Origin of the sequence: Escherichia sp. 93.1518 (assembly GCF_013368915.2) — a bacterium.
GTDB lineage: Bacteria > Pseudomonadota > Gammaproteobacteria > Enterobacterales > Enterobacteriaceae > Escherichia > Escherichia ruysiae.
In genome coordinates this window covers 1-19,491 of record NZ_JABWMT020000036.1, presented here as the reverse complement: position 1 = coordinate 19,491, position 19,491 = coordinate 1, and the positions used below count along the sequence as shown (strand labels likewise).

Below are 19,491 nucleotides of genomic sequence, written 5' to 3'. Positions count from 1 at the left end.
CACATGCGAAAAATTAGAACGTTTTCTTGAAGTTCAGCATCACGCCTTTGTCGCTGATGCCGTCCTCTTTCCAGTGGTAAGCATCCAGATGCAGCGAACTTTCTTTGCTACTGTACTTCACGCCGACGCTTGCCAGGCTGTTAATACCGCCGCCCTTCTGTCCGTCGTCAACGTTAAACTGCTGACCACCTGTCCCGGCAAGGCTCGCCGTGCGCTGGCTCTTCGCATAACTCAGGTTCGGCCCGCCCTCCAGCGTGGCGTTCGCGCTCCAGCCGTCTTTCCCTGCGTAGTTCAGTTTCAGCCCGACGATGCTGTCCACCGCCGTTTCGCTGCCACTGTTCATATTCAGGTTAAAGTCACCGGCATTACGTTCCTGATAACCGCCTTCCAGCGTGTGGCGCAGTTTCACTCCGGCATACGGCGTGATTTTCAGCCCTTCGCGCGGTTCAAAGGTTTTCGCCCCTTCGCTGCGGAATTCCAGGTACTGCTGCTTCACGTCGGTATCGGCGGTTTTACTTACGTCGCCGTAAGCTACGGCACGGCTGCTGTCGAGGTTATGAACGTCATAACGCAGGGCGTTATTCCAGTTCACGCCATTCTCAAAGGTCATCTGATGTTGCAGGCCAAAGAACTGGCTGTAACCACCGGTCACGCCGTTGTCCCCGGCCTTGTCAGAACCGTTGCCATCCAGACGGGCGATGCCGTACTCCAGGCTCAGGCTCTGGCTGTCACTCAGGTCAAGCGTTTTACGCAGCGCCAGCATGTCGTATTGCGTGTCGTTGCCCAGTTCCGCGCGCGGATCGCCTTTTGCCACCACGTTGAACGCCAGACCATTGCCCACCTTCGGTGCGGCATCCGCCAGCATACTGAAGCGGTTGCTTAACACGCGGGCTTCGCGGAACACGGTGGTCGCCTGGCTGCCGCTGATTTGCTTCAGCGCGCTGTTCAGTTCCGCCGTGGTACCTACGTTCAGACTGGTGTACAGCTCGTTGTTGGTGTAGCCCGCGTCCAGCGCCTTCGCCACATCATTCACACTGCCATCTGTCGCGACATCGGTGTAGGTGTTTTTGGTCATTGTCACGTCTACGTTACCGCTCGCATCCGTACTTCCTTGCGCATTCCACATCACAGTAGTGGACGTGATGGCGTTCGCGTCAGTGAGGTTGCTGCCCTGTACTACATTATCAAAGTTAACGGTGGTCTCTGCTGTACCCGCAGCGAAGCCAGTGTTGATCTCCACGCCGTTCATGCTGGCGTTATTGACCATCAATCGACCCGAGCTGCCGTCGGCGTTAGTGCCCACAACATAGCCGTTGAGGTTGTTGGTAGCGCCAGCGTCGCCACTTGAGTTATCAGCAAACGATGTCACTGTAGTATTTGGTACATCCGGTAATGTGTAATCGCCGTAATGAACTTCGGTGGTGTTATCGTTGTTGCCGTTCTTCCCTTCCACATTCACGCTGTCGCCCTGTTTGATCAGGCCAGACCCGGTCACACCATCAGCGATCACCACCGAACCGTTGTTGACGACGTGGCCATTCGTCCCCAGCACACTGAAAGCAAAAGAATCATTGGCATAAATATTAATGGTGCCGTTGTTCTCAATGACTGCGTCTGCCGTTGCATTGGCATCCAGTTGCATTGCAATCAGGCCAGTATCGGTCGTGCCTTCCGTACCCAGGTTAATGATGCCCTCGTTGACCAGTTGCGCATTATTGTTCCCTTCCATCGCCACGGCATTGTTGCCGCTGATGTTCATGGTGCCGTCATTCTGCGCGACATAGTTGTTATGGGTGAATTTCACCGCGCTGGCGTTATCATGGTCGAAATTAATCTCGCCTTCACTCATATTCCAGAAGAACGCGTCGGTCGCCGCCGCGTTACTGGCGCTGACAACGACAGATTTGGCGGTTGAATCCACTTTACCGTTGTTGATAAAGCGCCCGTTATTCCCCCAAATATTCACGGCTCCGTTATTTGAGGAATCGATCAACGACATATGCCCGGTGTTGTACAGCGTACCAGACTGATTCAGGTGAATAGCATTTTTAGCATTATTAAGAATAAACTCACCGCTGTTATTAAATACGGCTTTATTGGTTAACATAGCACCGTTTTTAACCGTGCCGCCCTGCTGGTTGTTGAAAGTGCCGTTTTGTTGAGTGATACGGCCGGTAATTACACCGCTGTTATTAACAGTACCGTCTTTCTGTACCAGTTTATTGATGGTCCCTGTATTGCTCACCAATGCATTACTGGCGCCAGCATATATCGTTACCTGGCCTGACACCGTACCGTCGTTATTCAGCGTGCCGCCGTTCACATCAATGTTGTTAATTGTACCTGCGTTATCAACTACGCCGCCGTCATTCAGTTTAATCATGTTACTGATATTTCCGGTTGCGGTATTATCCAGTTCACCGCTCAGAACCGTCAGCATCTGGCTGGTAACAGTTCCTGCGTTGGTAACGCTACCCGGCGTGGTATTGGTTATTACAACGGATTGAGTAAAGTTGGTTGACTGCCCTTCGGCGGTGATCGTATCTCCCCCGGTGTAGACAAGGCTAACTGCCGGATCGGTCGGGTTATACACACCGGCGGTTTGGCAATTGCCAAACGTACAGATAGTGCCGTAATTGATAATGGTGCCCAAACCGTCAGTATAAAAAGCCTGGCCGACATCGGTATCAATATTGATCACGCCGGTTTTGTCATTAATCGCCACGCCGGTGCCAACAGCGCCCATTGCGAACAGTTGGTTATTCTGTTGCTTCGTGACATTTTCATCCGTCGTCAGATTGATAGTGCCCTGGTTTACCGCTGTACCGCCGTTCAGCGCCAGCATACCAAAACCTTCATTGTTGACGTTGATTGTGCCTGTATTCAACCCGGTGGCATCTGCCCAGCCAGTCTCGGTCGATCCCACCAACATACCACCGCCCATTAGATACGGAGTATTCGTCTGCCAATAGGCTTCGCTGGTGATATTGCCATTATCATCCAGCGTCGGGATAAAACTATCGACGTTAATTTCTCCGGCATTAATGGCAGTACCTTTTGCTGAAGAAACGCCATAGGTTCCTGCGCCATGCAGATTAATCAGCGCATTAGCTTCGTTAGTGGCCTGCCCATAATTATCCGCCATTAAGGCGAAGAACACTCTGTTATACCAGGGAAGGGGGTAAGCCGCTTCGCCATCACCTCCTTGTGGCGTGGTGGCGGAAACTACGTTAATTGTACCGCCAGTCGCATTTGTCGCATTTGATCCCTCTCCGCTGGCGTGAACCATCGCAACCTTTGAGTCACTGGCCTGATTTTCTCCCGGCAACGCCGTTATGGTGCCGAAATTAGTGACGGTTCCGCCTGCGCGAGCCACCATCAACTCCTGTGAGGTAGCCGCATTAATGGTTCCGTAGTTATCAATATGCGTTCCGGAGTCATTTGCCATAAGAACGGCGTAAGGATAAATATATTGGGTATTGATTAAATTGCCGGTAACGTCAATAACGGAGTCTCTGTTGAGAGTGACCGTTGCACCATCCGAAGCTGCAACAAGCGTCACCTGACCCCGCAGCGTGCTGGCATCCACGCTGGAGTGACCACTGACGTTAACCGTATTCACGCCAGAAACGTTAACACCGGTTACAACCTCCTCAGCGCCTGTTCCTGAAACGTTAATACCGCCCTGCAGATTAACGGTATTACCTTTACCAGTAACGTTGATCCCCCGCATATTGGCTTCCACCGTAGCCATCCCCTCATTGAATGAGAAGTTTATGCTGCCGTTTAAATCAATGGTGTTATTATCACCGCTAATATTTATCCCATCCAGCGGTGACGGTACGCGGGTACTTTCGGTCCCCATACTCGATATCAGGTTGATATTTCCGTCCAGGGTGATATCGCTACCATTACCCGTCATATTGATGCCCGTTGCACCCTGGAACAATCCGCTATCGTCTTTTTCCTGGATAACGTTGATATCTCCCCGCAACTCGACCTGCTCGCGATCGCCCGTAATAGCGACACCCGTACCATTTTTTGAGATGTCGATTTCGCCAACATTGGTAAACTGTACGTCATCGCCGTCGATCATGACGCCGTTCGAATTCTTATCCACAACGGTAATTTTGCCCGTGTTGCCGATGGTCGCGCGATCGCCACTGACATCAATGCCGTGCGCTGCACCGCTAACAAACAGGTCGCCATTCTGGAGGACACGGGTATCATCGCCAGTTAACCGTGTACCCACCGCGTTCACCCCATCAACGGTCATATCCCCTGAAATTTCGAGGTTGTTTCCGTTGCCAGATAAACTTACGCCCGTTGCATTTTCGCCTGTGATACTCAGCTCATAAGTTGTCAGCGTGATGCTGTTGCTGCTGCCGCTTACCTCCAGCCCGGTCGTGGCGTCGTTGACGGACATCTTGCCTGAAAGTGAAATACTGCCCTCATCACCGGCAACGTTAACGCCCGTACCACTATTTTTGGTGGTGATATCCCCCACGTTGACGAAGGTGGCGTTGTCGCCGTCGATCAGCACACCGAATGGATTGCCATCGTGCCCTGTCTCGCCAACCGTAATATCACCGATATTCATAAACGTGACATCACTGCCATCCAGCAATACGCCAATGGATTTATCATCCACTACGGTAATATTGCCTTTGTTACTGACAATGGTGCCGTTACCCTCGACGTCAATACCGTGTGCAGCGCCGCTGACGTAAAGATCGCCTTCCTGCTTGATAAGCGCGTCATCACCTATAATTTTGGTCGCCGCCGAGTTATCACCATCGACGGTCATATTCCCTTTATTATCAATAACAGCATCGTCACCGTTAATCAGGCTACCTGTACCGCCGTTAGTAAATGTGGCGTCACCCTGGGTATTAATCGTCGCGTTGTCACCGTTGACAATAACGGCCGTACCGCCATCCACTTCGGTTTCACCATTGTTATTGATGGTGATGTTATCGCCCGTCAGGATACCGACAATGGAACCTTCGCCAATCGCAGTGGTTTTACCGTCATTGTTCAGAACAATATTATCGCCTTCCACGGTCATTACCGTACCGCCATTCAGCGCGGTGTTGCCGCCCTGGTCGGTAATAATGGCGTCACTGACTTTGATATCGTTGCCCGTGGTTCCATCAACTACCACACCAGCTTCTTTGGTGATGTGGATTTTGCCCTCGTCGTCGTAGCTCCAGGTGATTCCACCCGCTTTGTTAACACCTTCGAAGACTGCCGTGTTGCTGTCTTCATTTACCTTCCACTGTTTGACAATTGTCTGGCGACCGTCTTTTGCCGTCAGGGTATAGCTGCCATCCGCATTCTCGGTGTAGGTAAACGTTGCGTTACGGATTTGCAGCGTTTTTTCAGCTTGATCCCAGGTCACGTTGTTGTTGTATTTGATCGGGTCCGGTTTATCATCCGGTGGTACTGGCGTGTCTCCGCCATCGTCCGGCGGCACTGGCGGGTCACCACCATCATCTGGCGGTACTGGCGTGTCTCCGCCATCGTCCGGCGGTACTGGCGTGTCACCACCATCATCTGGCGGTACTGGCGTGTCTCCGCCATCGTCCGGTGGTACTGGCGTATCACCGCCATCGTCCGGCGGTACTGGCGTATCACCGCCATCGTCCGGCGGTACTGGTGTATCACCGCCATCATCCGGTGGTACTGGTGTATCACCGCCATCGTCCGGCGGTACTGGTGTATCACCGCCATCGTCCGGCGGTACTGGCGTATTACCGCCATCATCCGGCGGTACTGGCGTATTACCGCCATCATCCGGCACCGGAGACCGATCGTCGTGATGGTGATTATTATCATCGTGTAGGGCATAGACCGCGACACCTGTTACTACCGCCGCCAGACCAGCGGCAGCCCAGGGTAAAACGGCACTGTCTTTAAGATCTCTACATTCTGCCGGTAAATTCTCAAGCTGTTCTTTATTTAATATGTGAATATTTGCCGGACAGGATATTTTGCTGGATTTCCGTGTTTCGTCGGCTGACTCGGTTGTAGTGGTATCCGCAGCCCATGTCTGGCTACTTAACGCCATCGCAACACAGACAGACAACAATTTTTTCCTTTGCATATATAACTCCTTAAAAATAGTTCTTGCATAACAAACTACACAAGACTTAAAGACAGAAAGCACTAAATGCTTGCAACGAAGCATTTAATAAACAAAATTTATTTTATTCATGCGGCGAATACTAAGATATAACAGTTCAGAAATAACAATAAAACAATTATTAAATTATATTCTGCGAGAAAATCATTTTAAACAAATAATTAAAGACCGGAGAGAAAAAGACATTAATAATTCATTCATACAGAAAATAAAATATTAAATTTTATCTATTTTGATGATGAGTTGAAATTATTTATCGCTATAACAAGAGGATATATAAGAAATATTAATAACAATGACTTACACTCTAATAATGCTCAGTATTATAAAATAATGCCAATATAGATATTTTGTTTCTAATAGTAATTTATTTTCGCAACCATTTACCATTAATCCCCTGCACATATTCACCCGGCTTCGCGCGAGCGACAAGTTTTTGCCCTGCCAGTTTCGCTATCTCATCTGTGGATACATTATTCTGCTTTGCCAGTTGCTGGTAACTACGATTACGAGCTTCATTAATATCTCTTACCAATGCCTGTGTTTCGGCATCCGTTTCCAGCGCCACCAGGTAACCGTTAAGCGTTTCACCGACCCGCCCCTGACTTCTGGCTTCATTCAGGGTCAATGCCATCGCACTGCTGCTCATCAGGCCAATAATCCACACCATTATGAGTAATGTTCTTTTCATCATTACCTCAAAAAAGATCGCTACGGGTTTTAAGCAGGTCTTCAACATCTTTGTCCGCTTTGATGATGATCTCATGCTCAATTTTAACGTTCATATTAATGGTGATTGGCTCCTTCGGCGCAGCCACCTCTATGCGCGGAGTGCAACCAACCAACATAAAAGAAGACGCGAGCGCGGCTATCACTATTTTCATTGTTTTTCCTCACATTCTTTTCCTGACGGGCAGTCATTTTCCGGGATACGGGCATTCTGTTCCAGCCACGCCTGGAGATTATCGCCAAAGCGTAAACTGCGCCATAACGTAAAAATATTCTCTTCGTGACTGTAATTAAGATTCACAGTGCCTGTTTTGCCATCAACCCGACTATTACCGCTGATCGTTGCCTGCATGGTTAATACACCGAGATTATCTAAATTAATTTTTGTCGATGAACGGCTAATTTCCATATAGCGCAACCAGTTGATAGCGGTTCCGGCGGTCATATTGTCTTTTGCTACTGCATCCGCCGTGTCTTTATCCAGACGTAAAGTCATGGGGCCTGAGTTTGCCAGCCAACCATCTTTTACAATCCATTTTTCATTATTCAGCCATAATGGCAAAGCACCACTAAATGCCCCTGACATAGCGAATTGTTTCGGGTTGACGGCGCTAATCAGTTCACTGGATGAGAGATTATTCAGGCGCAATAGCGCCGGATCGTGCTGCGGCATACGTAATTGTTTCATCAGCACGTTACCGCCTAAAACATCAACACTCACATTGGTCAGTAGCAAGGGTTCGTCTTCGGTCCACGGATAACGCCCCTGAAGATCGGCAGTGATATTTTTTGCCGTCACAAGGTTAACCACTTCAGCAATACGTAATGATACAGGTCGCCGCGTCCCCAGGTGCCACGCACCGTCGCCAAAACGGAACGGTAGTACAAAGTCGACGCCGTTGACCTGGTTATCAGGCATCCAGGCGCTGCCACCTTTTAATACGCCATGCCCCCCCGCACGGAAGCCTTGATCAGGCGCAGCGGAAAAGGCTACCTGAGCATACAGCTCGCCATCGCGTAGGTTCATCTTCCAGTCAGGTGGCACCAGCGGCTGAAATACAGTGAGTGATTGTTTAGGCCACCAGGCGTTACCGCGCAGACGAATACCGTCCCAGCGGCCATTTACCCGTACCGGACCAATCTCGCCAGCATGTAAATCGCCTTTGAAGAGGAAATAAGTTGGTTCGCGCCCTTCAACACTAAATTTTAAGGTTGATGGCGGTAACACGCTGCCCCCCGTGAAAAGCGTTTGCCCTGCATCCAGCGAAAGCGCACCACTAAAAGACGGATTCTGAGCGTCGCGTACCCAGACAACGGGTTTATCAAGAATTAAGCGCGGCGTTTCCACCGTCATTGTGCCATATTGCAACTGGTCGAAACCGGTCGAAAGATCGGTAAGCGTAATCGTGCTGTCATGCCACTCACCTTTTCCTGCGACATCCCAGTTGGCATTCATCGGGGTAAAACTGCCTTTTCCCCAGTAACGCCACTGCCAGCGTCCTGCATCAGGGAGAAAATCGTTCGCCTGACCATCCATATGCAGCACAAAGTCGCCCAGTTCATTTTCATGTGCCTGCAAAATAGCCTGCAAGCGCCCGTCAACACCACGTTGAGTGACTTTTACCCCCGCTAAAGGCCAGCGGATTTCATCGATGTCCAGTGAATCGATGACTCTCCCCTTTGAACGTAATAACGCGCCAGGCTCAAAGGCCAGCGTTGGGTCAGTCAGACTTCCGCTTAGCTGTGCCGGTAAACGGGCATATAAAATAAGATCCGCCTGTTTCGCTTCACCGGTCAGCTGCAGTGGCATCTGACTGTTATCCATGCTTAATTTTCCTGGGCCAAAATTAAGCACCGCATTGCCCTTACCCGCTTTTCCCTGGGTCAGCACACTCAGCCGACCACTGACTAATGCGTTCTCAAGCCCGGCCTGCCAGTTATCGACTTTGACACCCAACCGTCCACTAAGGGGAAAACCTGCATACGGCCAGCTCCAGCGACCATCACTTACCGTCAATTGCTGACGTGTAATTTCCCATGGTAAATCGAGCAATGGATCGCCGTTATCTCGTGCCATCACAATTAATTGCCCGCTATTTTCCTGCCACTCAAGTTCGGCATCCACCAGCGACGGTTCCTGCGGCAAATTCAACGTCGCGGTAGCATGACCACTTACAGGAAGCCCATCCGGTACTAGCGGCAGGGTAAATTCTCCCACCAGTTTTACCGGCGGCTGATTTTCGAACGCGGCGACATCCAGCTCGCTGACTGTAAGTTGTTGCCCTTTAAGCTGGCCTTGAAATTTAACTTTTTCGCCCTGATAACGCAGTTGCTGGATATCAGAGGTTAACGCGAGAGAGAGTTTTCCCTGCCATTCCTGCCAGGGAGAAAAGATCAGTTTATCAATATTGATCCAGGTGTTAGGCAACATGGCTTGCCACTGCGCGAGGGTCTTCGGCGCGGCTGGAGAGGGTTCTTCCTGTGGTAATTTAGCCAGGCAATTAGAGTCAAGTTCTACGGCACCGACATTCAATAACCAGCGGCTGGGATGTGAAAGACTGGCGTTGGTGATATGTGCAAGCTGACAATCTCCCACCAGATAACGGAGATCGGGAATGATTAAACCTTTACGCGTAATGCGTGGGCTTTCATCTAATGCAATACGTGTACCGAGCGGTAGCCAGATGCCCGCCAGCGTGGGCACCCACAATCCGAGCGTCATCAGCAACGTCAACGGCACAAGAATAATCAGTAATAGCAGCGCGAGAACAGCTTTATATTTACCCAACATGGGTAGTTAATATCCTGATTTAGCGAAAAATTAAGCATTCAATACGGGTATTGTGGCATGTTTAACCGTTCAGTTGAAGGTTGCGCCTACACTAAGCATAGTTGTTAATGAATTTTTCAATATGGCTATAGCTTTCAATTATATTTTATATTTTGTAAAATATTTTTAGTAGCTTAAGCGTGATTCAACATCACTGGAGAAAGTCTTATGAAACTCGCCGTATATAGCACAAAACAGTACGACAAGAAGTACCTGCAACAGGTTAACGAGTCCTTTGGCTTTGAGCTGGAATTTTTTGACTTTCTGCTGACGGAAAAAACCGCCAAAACCGCCAATGGCTGCGAAGCGGTATGTATTTTCGTAAACGATGACGGCAGCCGCCCGGTGCTGGAAGAGCTGAAAAAGCACGGCGTTAAATATATCGCCCTGCGCTGTGCCGGTTTCAATAACGTCGATCTTGATGCGGCAAAAGAACTTGGGCTGAAAGTAGTCCGTGTTCCAGCCTACGATCCGGAAGCCGTCGCTGAACACGCTATCGGTATGATGATGACGCTGAACCGCCGTATTCACCGCGCGTATCAGCGTACCCGTGACGCCAACTTTTCTCTGGAAGGTCTGACTGGCTTTACCATGTATGGCAAAACAGCGGGCGTTATCGGCACCGGTAAGATCGGTGTGGCGATGCTGCGCATTCTGAAAGGTTTTGGTATGCGTCTGCTTGCGTTCGATCCGTACCCAAGTGCGGCGGCGCTGGAGCTCGGTGTGGAGTATGTCGATCTGCCGACCCTGTTCTCTGAATCAGACGTTATCTCCCTGCACTGCCCACTAACGCCGGAGAACTACCACCTGCTGAATGAGGCGGCGTTTGATCAGATGAAAAACGGCGTAATGATCGTCAACACCAGTCGTGGCGCATTGATTGATTCCCAGGCGGCAATTGAAGCTCTGAAAAACCAGAAAATTGGCTCGCTGGGGATGGACGTGTATGAAAACGAACGCGATCTGTTCTTTGAAGATAAATCCAACGACGTGATCCAGGATGACGTGTTCCGTCGTCTGTCTGCCTGCCATAACGTGCTGTTTACCGGACACCAGGCATTCCTGACGGCAGAAGCTCTGACCAGTATTTCCCAGACCACGCTGCAAAACTTAAGCAATCTGGAAAAAGGCGAATCCTGCCCGAACGAACTGGTTTAATCCTGCAGCTCCCCTGCAAACCAGGGGAGCTTATTCAGATAATCCCCAAAGATCTTTCATCCACTATTCTTAAAATATGTTTTGTAGGACGGGTAAGGCGCGTCGCGTTGCATTCGGCAGTCAGCACCTGATTTATACCTTAAGTTGAGAACCAAAATGAAGAAAGTAGCCGCGCTTGTTGCGTTAAGCCTGCTGATGGCGGGATGTGTAAGTAATGACAAAATTGCTGTGACGCCAGAACAATTACAGCATCACCGCTTTGTGCTGGAAAGTGTCAACGGTCAACCTGTTACCAGCGATAAAAACCCGCCAGAAATCAGCTTTGGTGAAAAGATGATGATTTCTGGCAACATGTGCAACCGCTTTAGCGGCGAGGGTAAACTTTCTGGCGGTGAACTGAAAGTTAAAGGACTGGCAATGACCCGCATGATGTGTGCCAACCCACAGCTTAACGAACTCGATCACACCATCAGCGAAATGCTGAAAGAAGGTGCACAGGTAGATCTAACCGCCAACCAGTTGACGCTGGCAACCGCGAAACAGACATTAACTTATAAACTGGCAGATTTAATGAATTAATAGCTGCCACAGCTTCCGGCGGCAAGTGACTGTTCGCTACAGCGTTTGCCGTTGGGTAATGCACACATTCCAATAGCCGTTCCGTCAAGTTGACGGGCAACGGATAGCGAACCACCAATCATCGCGCAATTTGCTTCACCGCTACTGGACATGGACGCTTTTAAACCAGGCGCCACATGCGCCGCAGTTGCCTGCTGAACTGGTTCACTACTACACGCCGATAACAATAAAGCGGCACACCCGACCCACAACACTGCTCGCATCTTTACTTCCTCTAATCTTTAAACCAAAAGACACCGCCGTAAATAATAGGCAGCACAGACGACTACGTCGAGAACAACTATGTGTGTTGCAACGCATTGTTACTTTTTTATGGCTATTTTTTTGTCCACTGTTTGATCAAAACATTCATTACGCTGATATGGGGGACACAAAAGCGAAAATGCAACAGAAAGCCATTTGCTAAAATTGAGAGATAACTACTGGGCGCGCAGCTTTTTCGTGTGCCCCTCATTTGCGCAATGTAAGGGTGTCGTATGATCACAATTGATGGTAATGGCGCGGTAGCTTCGGTGGCATTTCGCACCAGTGAAGTTATCGCCATCTACCCTATTACCCCAAGTTCCACGATGGCGGAACAGGCCGATGCATGGGCCGGAAACGGCTTGAAAAACGTGTGGGGAGATACGCCCCGCGTGGTTGAAATGCAGTCAGAAGCTGGTGCTATCGCGACTGTGCACGGCGCTTTGCAAACGGGTGCTCTCTCGACATCATTTACATCATCGCAGGGTTTACTGCTGATGATTCCGACGTTGTACAAACTGGCGGGCGAACTGACGCCGTTTGTACTGCATGTAGCAGCGCGTACCGTCGCTACTCATGCGCTCTCTATTTTTGGCGATCATTCAGACGTGATGGCCGTGCGCCAAACCGGTTGCGCCATGTTGTGTGCAGCAAACGTTCAGGAAGCGCAGGACTTCGCTCTCATTTCACATATCGCAACACTAAAAAGCCGTGTGCCGTTTATTCATTTTTTTGATGGTTTCCGCACGTCCCACGAGATCAACAAAATCGTTCCACTGGCTGACGACACGATTCTTGAACTGATGCCGCAGGCAGAAATTGATGCCCACCGCGCCCGCGCGCTGAACCCGGAACATCCGGTAATTCGCGGCACCTCGGCTAACCCGGACACCTACTTCCAGTCACGTGAAGCCACCAACCCGTGGTACAACGCAGTTTACGACCATGTTGAACAGGCGATGAATGATTTCGCCGCCGCTACGGGTCGTCAGTATCAGCCTTTTGAATACTACGGGCATCCACAAGCAGAACGGGTGATTATCCTGATGGGATCTGCCATCGGTACTTGTGAAGAAGTGGTTGATGAGTTACTTACCCGTGGCGAAAAAGTCGGGGTGCTGAAAGTTCGACTATACCGCCCGTTCTCCGCCAAACACTTACTGCAAGCATTGCCAGACTCCGTGCGAACTGTCGCGGTGCTGGATCGTACCAAAGAGCCGGGCGCCCAGGCAGAGCCACTGTATCTGGACGTAATGACCGCGCTGGCGGAAGCCTTTAATAATGGTGAGCGTGAAACACTGCCACGCGTCATTGGCGGGCGCTATGGCTTATCATCCAAAGAGTTTGGCCCGGATTGTGTGCTGGCAGTATTTGCCGAACTTAACGCAGCCAAACCCAAACCCCGTTTTACCGTCGGTATTTACGATGATGTAACCAATCTGTCGCTACCATTGCCAGAAAATACCCTGCCAAACTCCGCGAAGCTGGAAGCCCTGTTTTATGGTCTGGGCAGTGATGGCAGCGTTTCCGCGACTAAAAACAATATCAAGATTATCGGTAACTCCACGCCGTGGTATGCGCAGGGTTATTTTGTTTACGACTCCAAAAAAGCCGGTGGTCTGACAGTTTCTCACCTGCGCGTAAGCGAACATCCAATTCGTTCTGCATATCTGATTCCCCAGGCTGATTTTGTTGGTTGCCACCAGTTGCAGTTTATCGACAAATATCAGATGGCAGAACGTCTGAAACCCGGCGGTATTTTCCTGCTTAACACGCCGTACAGTGCCGATGAAGTCTGGTCGCGGTTGCCGCAAGAAGTGCAGGCGGTGCTGAATCAGAAAAAAGCACGCTTTTATGTCATTAACGCAGCGAAAATCGCGCGTGAATGTGGACTGGCGGCTCGTATTAATACCGTAATGCAGATGGCGTTTTTCCACCTGACACAAATTCTGCCTGGCGACAGCGCCCTGGCTGAATTGCAGGGCGCGATTGCCAAAAGCTACAGCAGCAAAGGCCAGGATCTGGTGGAGCGCAACTGGCAGGCACTGGCGCTGGCGCGAGAATCCGTGGAAGAAGTCCCGTTACAGCCGGTCAATCCGCATAGTGCGAATCGTCCACCGGTGGTTTCCGATGCTGCACCTGATTTCGTTAAAACCGTTACCGCTGCGATGCTCGCCGGACTTGGCGATGCCCTCCCCGTTTCGGCGCTACCGCCAGACGGCACATGGCCAATGGGAACCACTCGCTGGGAAAAACGCAATATCGCCGAAGAGATCCCCATCTGGAAAGAGGAACTCTGTACCCAATGTAACCACTGCGTCGCTGCTTGCCCACACTCCGCTATTCGCGCAAAAGTGGTGCCACCCGAAGCAATGGAAAAAGCCCCTGCCAGCCTGCATTCGCTGGATGTAAAATCGCGCGATATGCGCGGGCAGAAATATGTGTTGCAGGTCGCACCGGAAGATTGCACCGGCTGTAATCTGTGTGTTGAAGTTTGCCCGGCGAAAGACCGACAGAATCCAGAGATCAAAGCCATCAATATGATGTCGCGTCTGGAACATGTGGAAGAAGAGAAAATCAATTACGATTTCTTCCTGAACTTACCAGAAATCGACCGCAGCAAACTGGAACGTATTGATATTCGGACTTCGCAGTTAATCACACCGCTGTTTGAATATTCTGGTGCTTGTTCCGGTTGTGGCGAAACGCCATATATCAAATTGCTTACTCAGCTCTATGGCGACCGGATGTTAATCGCTAACGCCACGGGCTGTTCGTCAATTTACGGCGGTAACCTGCCATCCACACCGTATACCACTGATGCCAATGGTCGTGGTCCTGCCTGGGCGAACTCACTGTTTGAAGATAACGCCGAATTTGGTCTGGGCTTCCGCCTGACGGTCGATCAGCATCGTGTCCGCGTGCTGCGTCTGCTGGATCAGTTTGCCGATAAAATCCCGGCGGAGTTACTGGCAGCGTTGAAATCAGACGCCACGCCAGACGTTCGTCGTGAACAGGTTGCCACGCTGCGCCAGCATCTCAAAGATGTGAGTGAAGCTCATGAACTGCTACGCGACGCTGATGCGTTGGTGGAAAAATCAATCTGGCTGATTGGTGGCGACGGCTGGGCTTACGATATCGGCTTCGGTGGTCTGGATCATGTATTGAGCCTGACGGAAAACGTCAACATTCTGGTACTGGATACGCAATGCTACTCCAATACCGGCGGTCAGGCGTCTAAAGCAACGCCGCTTGGCGCGGTGACTAAGTTTGGCGAACACGGTAAACGCAAAGCGCGTAAAGATCTCGGCGTCAGTATGATGATGTACGGTCATGTTTATGTGGCGCAGATTTCTCTCGGCGCGCAGTTGAACCAGACGGTAAAAGCGATTCAGGAAGCGGAAGCCTATCCGGGGCCGTCGCTGATCATTGCTTACAGCCCCTGTGAAGAGCATGGTTATGACCTTGCATTGAGCCACGACCAAATGCGCCAACTCACCGCAACCGGCTTCTGGCCGCTGTATCGCTTTGATCCACGTCGTGCCGATGAAGGCAAACTGCCACTGGCGCTGGATTCTCGTCCGCCGTCAGAGGCTCTGGAAGAGACATTGCTCCATGAGCAACGTTTCCGCCGTCTGAATTCGCAACAGCCAGAAGTGGCGGAACAGTTATGGAAAGATGCCGCAGCCGATCTGCAAAAACGCTATGACTTCCTCGCGCAAATGGCAGGAAAAACGGATAAAAGTGGCACCGAGTAGCATCGTCGGATAAGGATTATACGGAACGAAAAAAAGCCCGAATGAAAGTTCGGGCTTGTCTTTTTATTTGTTGGGAAAGAAATAACTATAGCAATGACCCAACGATAAATAATATCTGTGACAATAAAGGCATATAACCCACGCAGAATAACGCATCATTTTTTAAAAGTATAATTTTTATTTTGTATGTATAACCATCAAATCATTCACCAAACTAATCATCATTTCCCAGGAATTATTTGATTAAGGTTTTACTTAAGGCGTAACAAATGACATTTATCGGCTAATGGAACTTTTCCTTTAGGATGTTTTCACTTCCCAAACGGGGAGAGAAAGGCAAATAAAATAACTAAAGGATTTTTTCAATGAAAAGCAAAATACTGGCACTCTTAATCCCTGCCCTGCTCGCCGCAGGTGCTGTACATGCAGCAGAAATTTATAATAAAGACGGCAATAAATTAGATCTTTATGGCAAAGTTGATGGCCTGCATTATTTTTCTGATAGTTCTGCAAAAGATGGCGATCAGAGCTATGCACGTCTTGGATTTAAAGGCGAAACACAAATTAACGATCAACTCACTGGCTATGGTCAGTGGGAATACAATATTCAGGCAAACAATACTGAATCCTCAGAAAACCAATCCTGGACTCGTCTGGCATTCGCCGGATTGAAATTTGCAAATTACGGTTCTTTCGATTACGGACGTAATTACGGTGTAATGTACGACGTAGAGGGCTGGACCGATATGCTGCCAGAATTTGGCGGTGACTCCTACACCAATGCAGACAACTTTATGACCGGTCGTGCTAATGGCGTAGCGACATATCGTAATACTGATTTCTTCGACCTGGTTAATGGTCTGAACTTCGCAGTGCAGTATCAGGGTAATAACGAAGGTGCAAACAACGGTCAGGAAGGCACCAACAACGGACGTGATGTTCGTCATGAAAACGGCGACGGCTGGGGGCTTTCCACAACCTACGATTTAGGTATGGGCTTTAGCGCGGGCGCGGCATATACCTCCTCAGACCGCACCAATGACCAGGTTAACCATACTGCGGCGGGTGGCGATAAAGCCGATGCCTGGACTGCCGGGATTAAATATGATGCTAACAACATTTATCTGGCAACCATGTATTCCGAAACGCGTAATATGACACCATTTGGCAACAGCGATTACGCCGTTGCGAACAAGACCCAGAACTTTGAAGTCACTGCCCAATATCAGTTTGACTTTGGTCTGCGTCCGGCAGTGTCTTTCCTGATGTCTAAAGGGCGTGACCTGAACGCTGCTGGTGGTGCTGATAACCCGGCCGGTGTTGACGATAAAGATCTGGTCAAATACGCCGATGTTGGCGCAACATATTATTTCAACAAAAATATGTCTACCTATGTTGACTATAAAATTAACTTGTTGGATGAAGATGACAGCTTCTACGCCGCCAACGGTATCTCTACCGATGATATTGTCGCTTTAGGTCTGGTTTATCAGTTCTAATCCTGCCTGCCCGCCTCTCTGGCGGGCTTTTTCTACTTATTAAATCCTGCTTAATCTAAATTAAAAATGTGAACTCCGTCATTATACAAAAGACCTCATCTGGCGTTACACTTTATGCGGATACTAAAACAGGAGGTTTTATGAACAGAACGATTCTTGTCCCTATCGATATTTCCGATTCAGAATTAACTCAACGCGTGATTAGCCATGTTGAGGCCGAGGCAAAGATTGATGATGCAGAGGTTCATTTCCTGACGGTAATACCTTCGCTGCCCTACTATGCCTCTCTGGGTTTAGCGTATTCCGCAGAATTACCGGCAATGGATGACCTGAAAGCGGAAGCTAAATCGCAACTGGAAGAGATAATTAAAAAATTCAAGCTGCCGACTGACAGAGTGCATGTTCATGTTGAAGAAGGTTCGCCAAAAGACCGCATTCTGGAAATGGCGAAAAAGATCCCTGCTCATATGATCATCATTGCCTCCCATCGACCGGATATCACCACCTACCTGCTCGGTTCTAACGCCGCCGCCGTCGTGCGTCATGCAGAGTGCTCCGTGCTGGTCGTGCGCTAAAAACTAACGCCCGCACGTCGCTGCGGGCTTTTTGATTCATTTCGCAAATGTGCTGACATTTTCCCCTCTAATCCGTACCATACACGCCACAGTTTTTATATCAGATTTCTTATGCTGGACATTCCGGCATGACGCATACTCTTCTGATGCCATATAACGAATTGAGTCGCTTTTAAATGTCGCAAAATCAAGAAATTAGTAAGAAAGAACAATACAACCTGAACAAGTAAGGGCAAAAATCACAACTATCTGACTCATAAGTGTTTTACTTATTTTTCAATGTGTTAAACATCATCAGCGAGAACAATAAACTACGATAATCCACTCTTTTTTTGCCCCTTTTTTGCCCCTTTTGCAGCGTTTTGCCCCATTTTTGCCACCGAAAAAATTCTAAGAATTCTCATTCTGTGGCCTGTGAGTTGGCCCATGATTTCTTTCCCAGAGAATCAGTTCCGGCTGTAAATCCACTAACGGAATTTCACCAGCCAACCACAATACATTCTCGCATACAGCGTAGCGTGGTTCTCTTTACGATTTAAAGCTGTGCTGGTGAATTATGAGCAATTCGAATCCATGCATAACGTGTGGTGCCTGTTGTGCATTTTTCCTCGTCTCTTTTACCGGGCTGAAATCGATGATGCTGGCTGTACCATCCCCGTTAGGTTCACAGAGCACATATCCCCTTATCTCCGAAGCATAAGCGGTACGAATCAGGGAAACCCAAGATGTATTGCCCTGGCCAACCGCTCTAGGAAAAAACGCTTACTTCACAATATATAAAAATCGCTCATCTTCATGCAGTGAATTCGCGATGCCTGGTCTGAATGGAGAAGTAAAGGAGGAGTGAGATCGAGCCAGAGCCAAGCTGGACTTCCCCCAATTTAAACCCTTTTTCAGTCTGAAACAAAGTTACATGACTTCGCATCAAAATAGTACGCTCTAACAAAAAATGTCAGATGTCTGCAGGCTTGTTAGTTCGGCTAAAAAATATAAATCGAGTTCAACATGACATGACCAACAACGCAATAAAAGATATCGGACTCACCGCAAATAGGTACAATCGAAGTCTGCTCTTCCTCTACATATGCCATACACAGAGCATAATTTCACACTAATTATCAGTATGAATACTGACCGCCTCAAATGGCTCTGTGACATACATCACAAATAATAACACATTAAAAATTTCACTCAAAATTCACTATATACACATTAAATTAGCAGGCATATTAATAACCAACAAACCATTCAAAAGTCATCTTTACAGAAAAAGATAATTTCAGCATCTATAACAAATGGTATACTGATTTAGAATAAGTTACCCTGAGACATATTTATTGATACACATGAATAAATATGCATTTTTTTTAGGTGGCAGCATGACTACTCGTACAGTACCTGTAAGTTTAAAAATATTTTCCATTATATTCATCTTTGTTTCATTTTTTCTCATGCAGTTACATGAGAAAAATTGGCTATACCTTACACAAACAACCCAAACCAACTATATTATCTTTATTGTAGGCCTGTTTTTTATAAACCTTATGATTTGTATATTTATGTTTTTATACTATACATCTCATCAAAAACAAATTGGCCTGCTGATTCTAGCCATTGCATTCCTGAACAATCTCTATTATTTTGTAGAGACAATAATTATTGTGCAAACACCAATATCTTCTGAATCCTTAATAATCCAGAAGGCAAATGACGTCGCAATATTTTACTTTTTCCGTCAAATAAGCTTTGTATTAATTTCCTGTGTTGCTATTTTTTCAAGCCATTCAAAAGAAATTTACACTTGTGCAAATAAAAAAAATATATTCGCAATACTATTTGCCATAATAATTCTTATTTTCATATCATTTACAGCCAAAATATTAAGTGGCGCGAATGAAAGCTACTCTATTAATAT

The 19,491-nt window shown here is 48.5% G+C and carries 11 protein-coding genes; 6 read left to right on the top strand and 5 right to left on the bottom strand.

The window, feature by feature from the left end; all coding sequences use genetic code 11:
• Window positions 1-13: 13 nt before the first annotated feature.
• The 4 genes from HEN21_RS22855 to HEN21_RS19550 all read right to left on the bottom strand — a co-directional run bounded on the left by HEN21_RS22855 (window position 14) and on the right by HEN21_RS19550 (window position 9,665).
• Entirely contained in the window at window positions 14-6,106 is a 6,093-nt protein-coding gene (locus HEN21_RS22855; RefSeq protein WP_203218743.1) for a BigA/YdbA N-terminal beta-barrel domain-containing protein, read from the bottom strand.
• 406 nt (window positions 6,107-6,512) lie between these two features.
• On the bottom strand, window positions 6,513-6,836 hold the full coding sequence (locus HEN21_RS19560) for a YdbL family protein (RefSeq protein WP_000831644.1): 324 nt from the start codon (window positions 6,834-6,836) through the stop codon (window positions 6,513-6,515).
• A gap of 7 nt (window positions 6,837-6,843) precedes the next feature.
• Window positions 6,844-7,029 carry a YnbE family lipoprotein gene (locus HEN21_RS19555; protein ID WP_000706311.1) on the bottom strand — a complete coding sequence of 62 codons (186 nt, stop codon included), beginning with the start codon at window positions 7,027-7,029 and terminating at the stop codon, window positions 6,844-6,846.
• Window positions 7,026-9,665, bottom strand: a complete 2,640-nt coding sequence (locus HEN21_RS19550; RefSeq protein ID WP_176251775.1) for a YdbH family protein — start codon at window positions 9,663-9,665, stop codon at window positions 7,026-7,028. Before HEN21_RS19550 ends, HEN21_RS19555 begins: the two co-directional genes overlap by 4 nt.
• Window positions 9,666-9,872: 207 nt before the next feature.
• On the opposite strand from HEN21_RS19550, the gene ldhA reads away from it, so the two are divergent.
• Together ldhA and hslJ are read left to right on the top strand one after the other, a co-directional pair.
• Window positions 9,873-10,862 (top strand): D-lactate dehydrogenase, encoded by a 990-nt coding sequence (gene ldhA, locus HEN21_RS19545; protein WP_000762228.1) that lies wholly within the window; start codon window positions 9,873-9,875, stop codon window positions 10,860-10,862.
• Window positions 10,863-11,018: 156 nt separating this feature from the next.
• Window positions 11,019-11,441: a heat shock protein HslJ gene (gene hslJ, locus HEN21_RS19540; protein WP_021550836.1), complete on the top strand. Its 423-nt coding sequence runs from the start codon at window positions 11,019-11,021 to the stop codon at window positions 11,439-11,441.
• Here the strand turns inward: hslJ and HEN21_RS19535 are convergent.
• Complete coding sequence (locus tag HEN21_RS19535; RefSeq protein WP_001203005.1) at window positions 11,438-11,704, bottom strand: putative hemolysin; 267 nt, start codon at window positions 11,702-11,704, stop codon at window positions 11,438-11,440. The genes hslJ and HEN21_RS19535 overlap by 4 nt on opposite strands.
• A 273-nt stretch (window positions 11,705-11,977) precedes the next feature.
• Here HEN21_RS19535 and nifJ point away from each other — a divergent pair, with 273 nt between their 5' ends.
• From nifJ to HEN21_RS19515, 4 genes are all read left to right on the top strand, one after another.
• A complete protein-coding gene (gene nifJ, locus HEN21_RS19530; protein WP_000628218.1) occupies window positions 11,978-15,502 on the top strand; it encodes a pyruvate:ferredoxin (flavodoxin) oxidoreductase in 3,525 nt (1,174 codons plus the stop codon).
• 365 nt (window positions 15,503-15,867) lie between these two features.
• On the top strand, window positions 15,868-17,001 hold the full coding sequence (gene ompN / locus HEN21_RS19525) for a porin OmpN (RefSeq protein ID WP_000836967.1): 1,134 nt from the start codon (window positions 15,868-15,870) through the stop codon (window positions 16,999-17,001).
• A 140-nt stretch (window positions 17,002-17,141) separates the two neighbouring features.
• Window positions 17,142-17,576, top strand: a complete 435-nt coding sequence (gene uspF, locus HEN21_RS19520) for a universal stress protein UspF (protein WP_001082294.1) — start codon at window positions 17,142-17,144, stop codon at window positions 17,574-17,576.
• Between the two features lie 1,379 nt (window positions 17,577-18,955).
• A partial coding sequence (locus tag HEN21_RS19515) for an MASE4 domain-containing protein (RefSeq protein ID WP_183082928.1) occupies window positions 18,956-19,491 on the top strand: 536 nt, incomplete at its 3' end.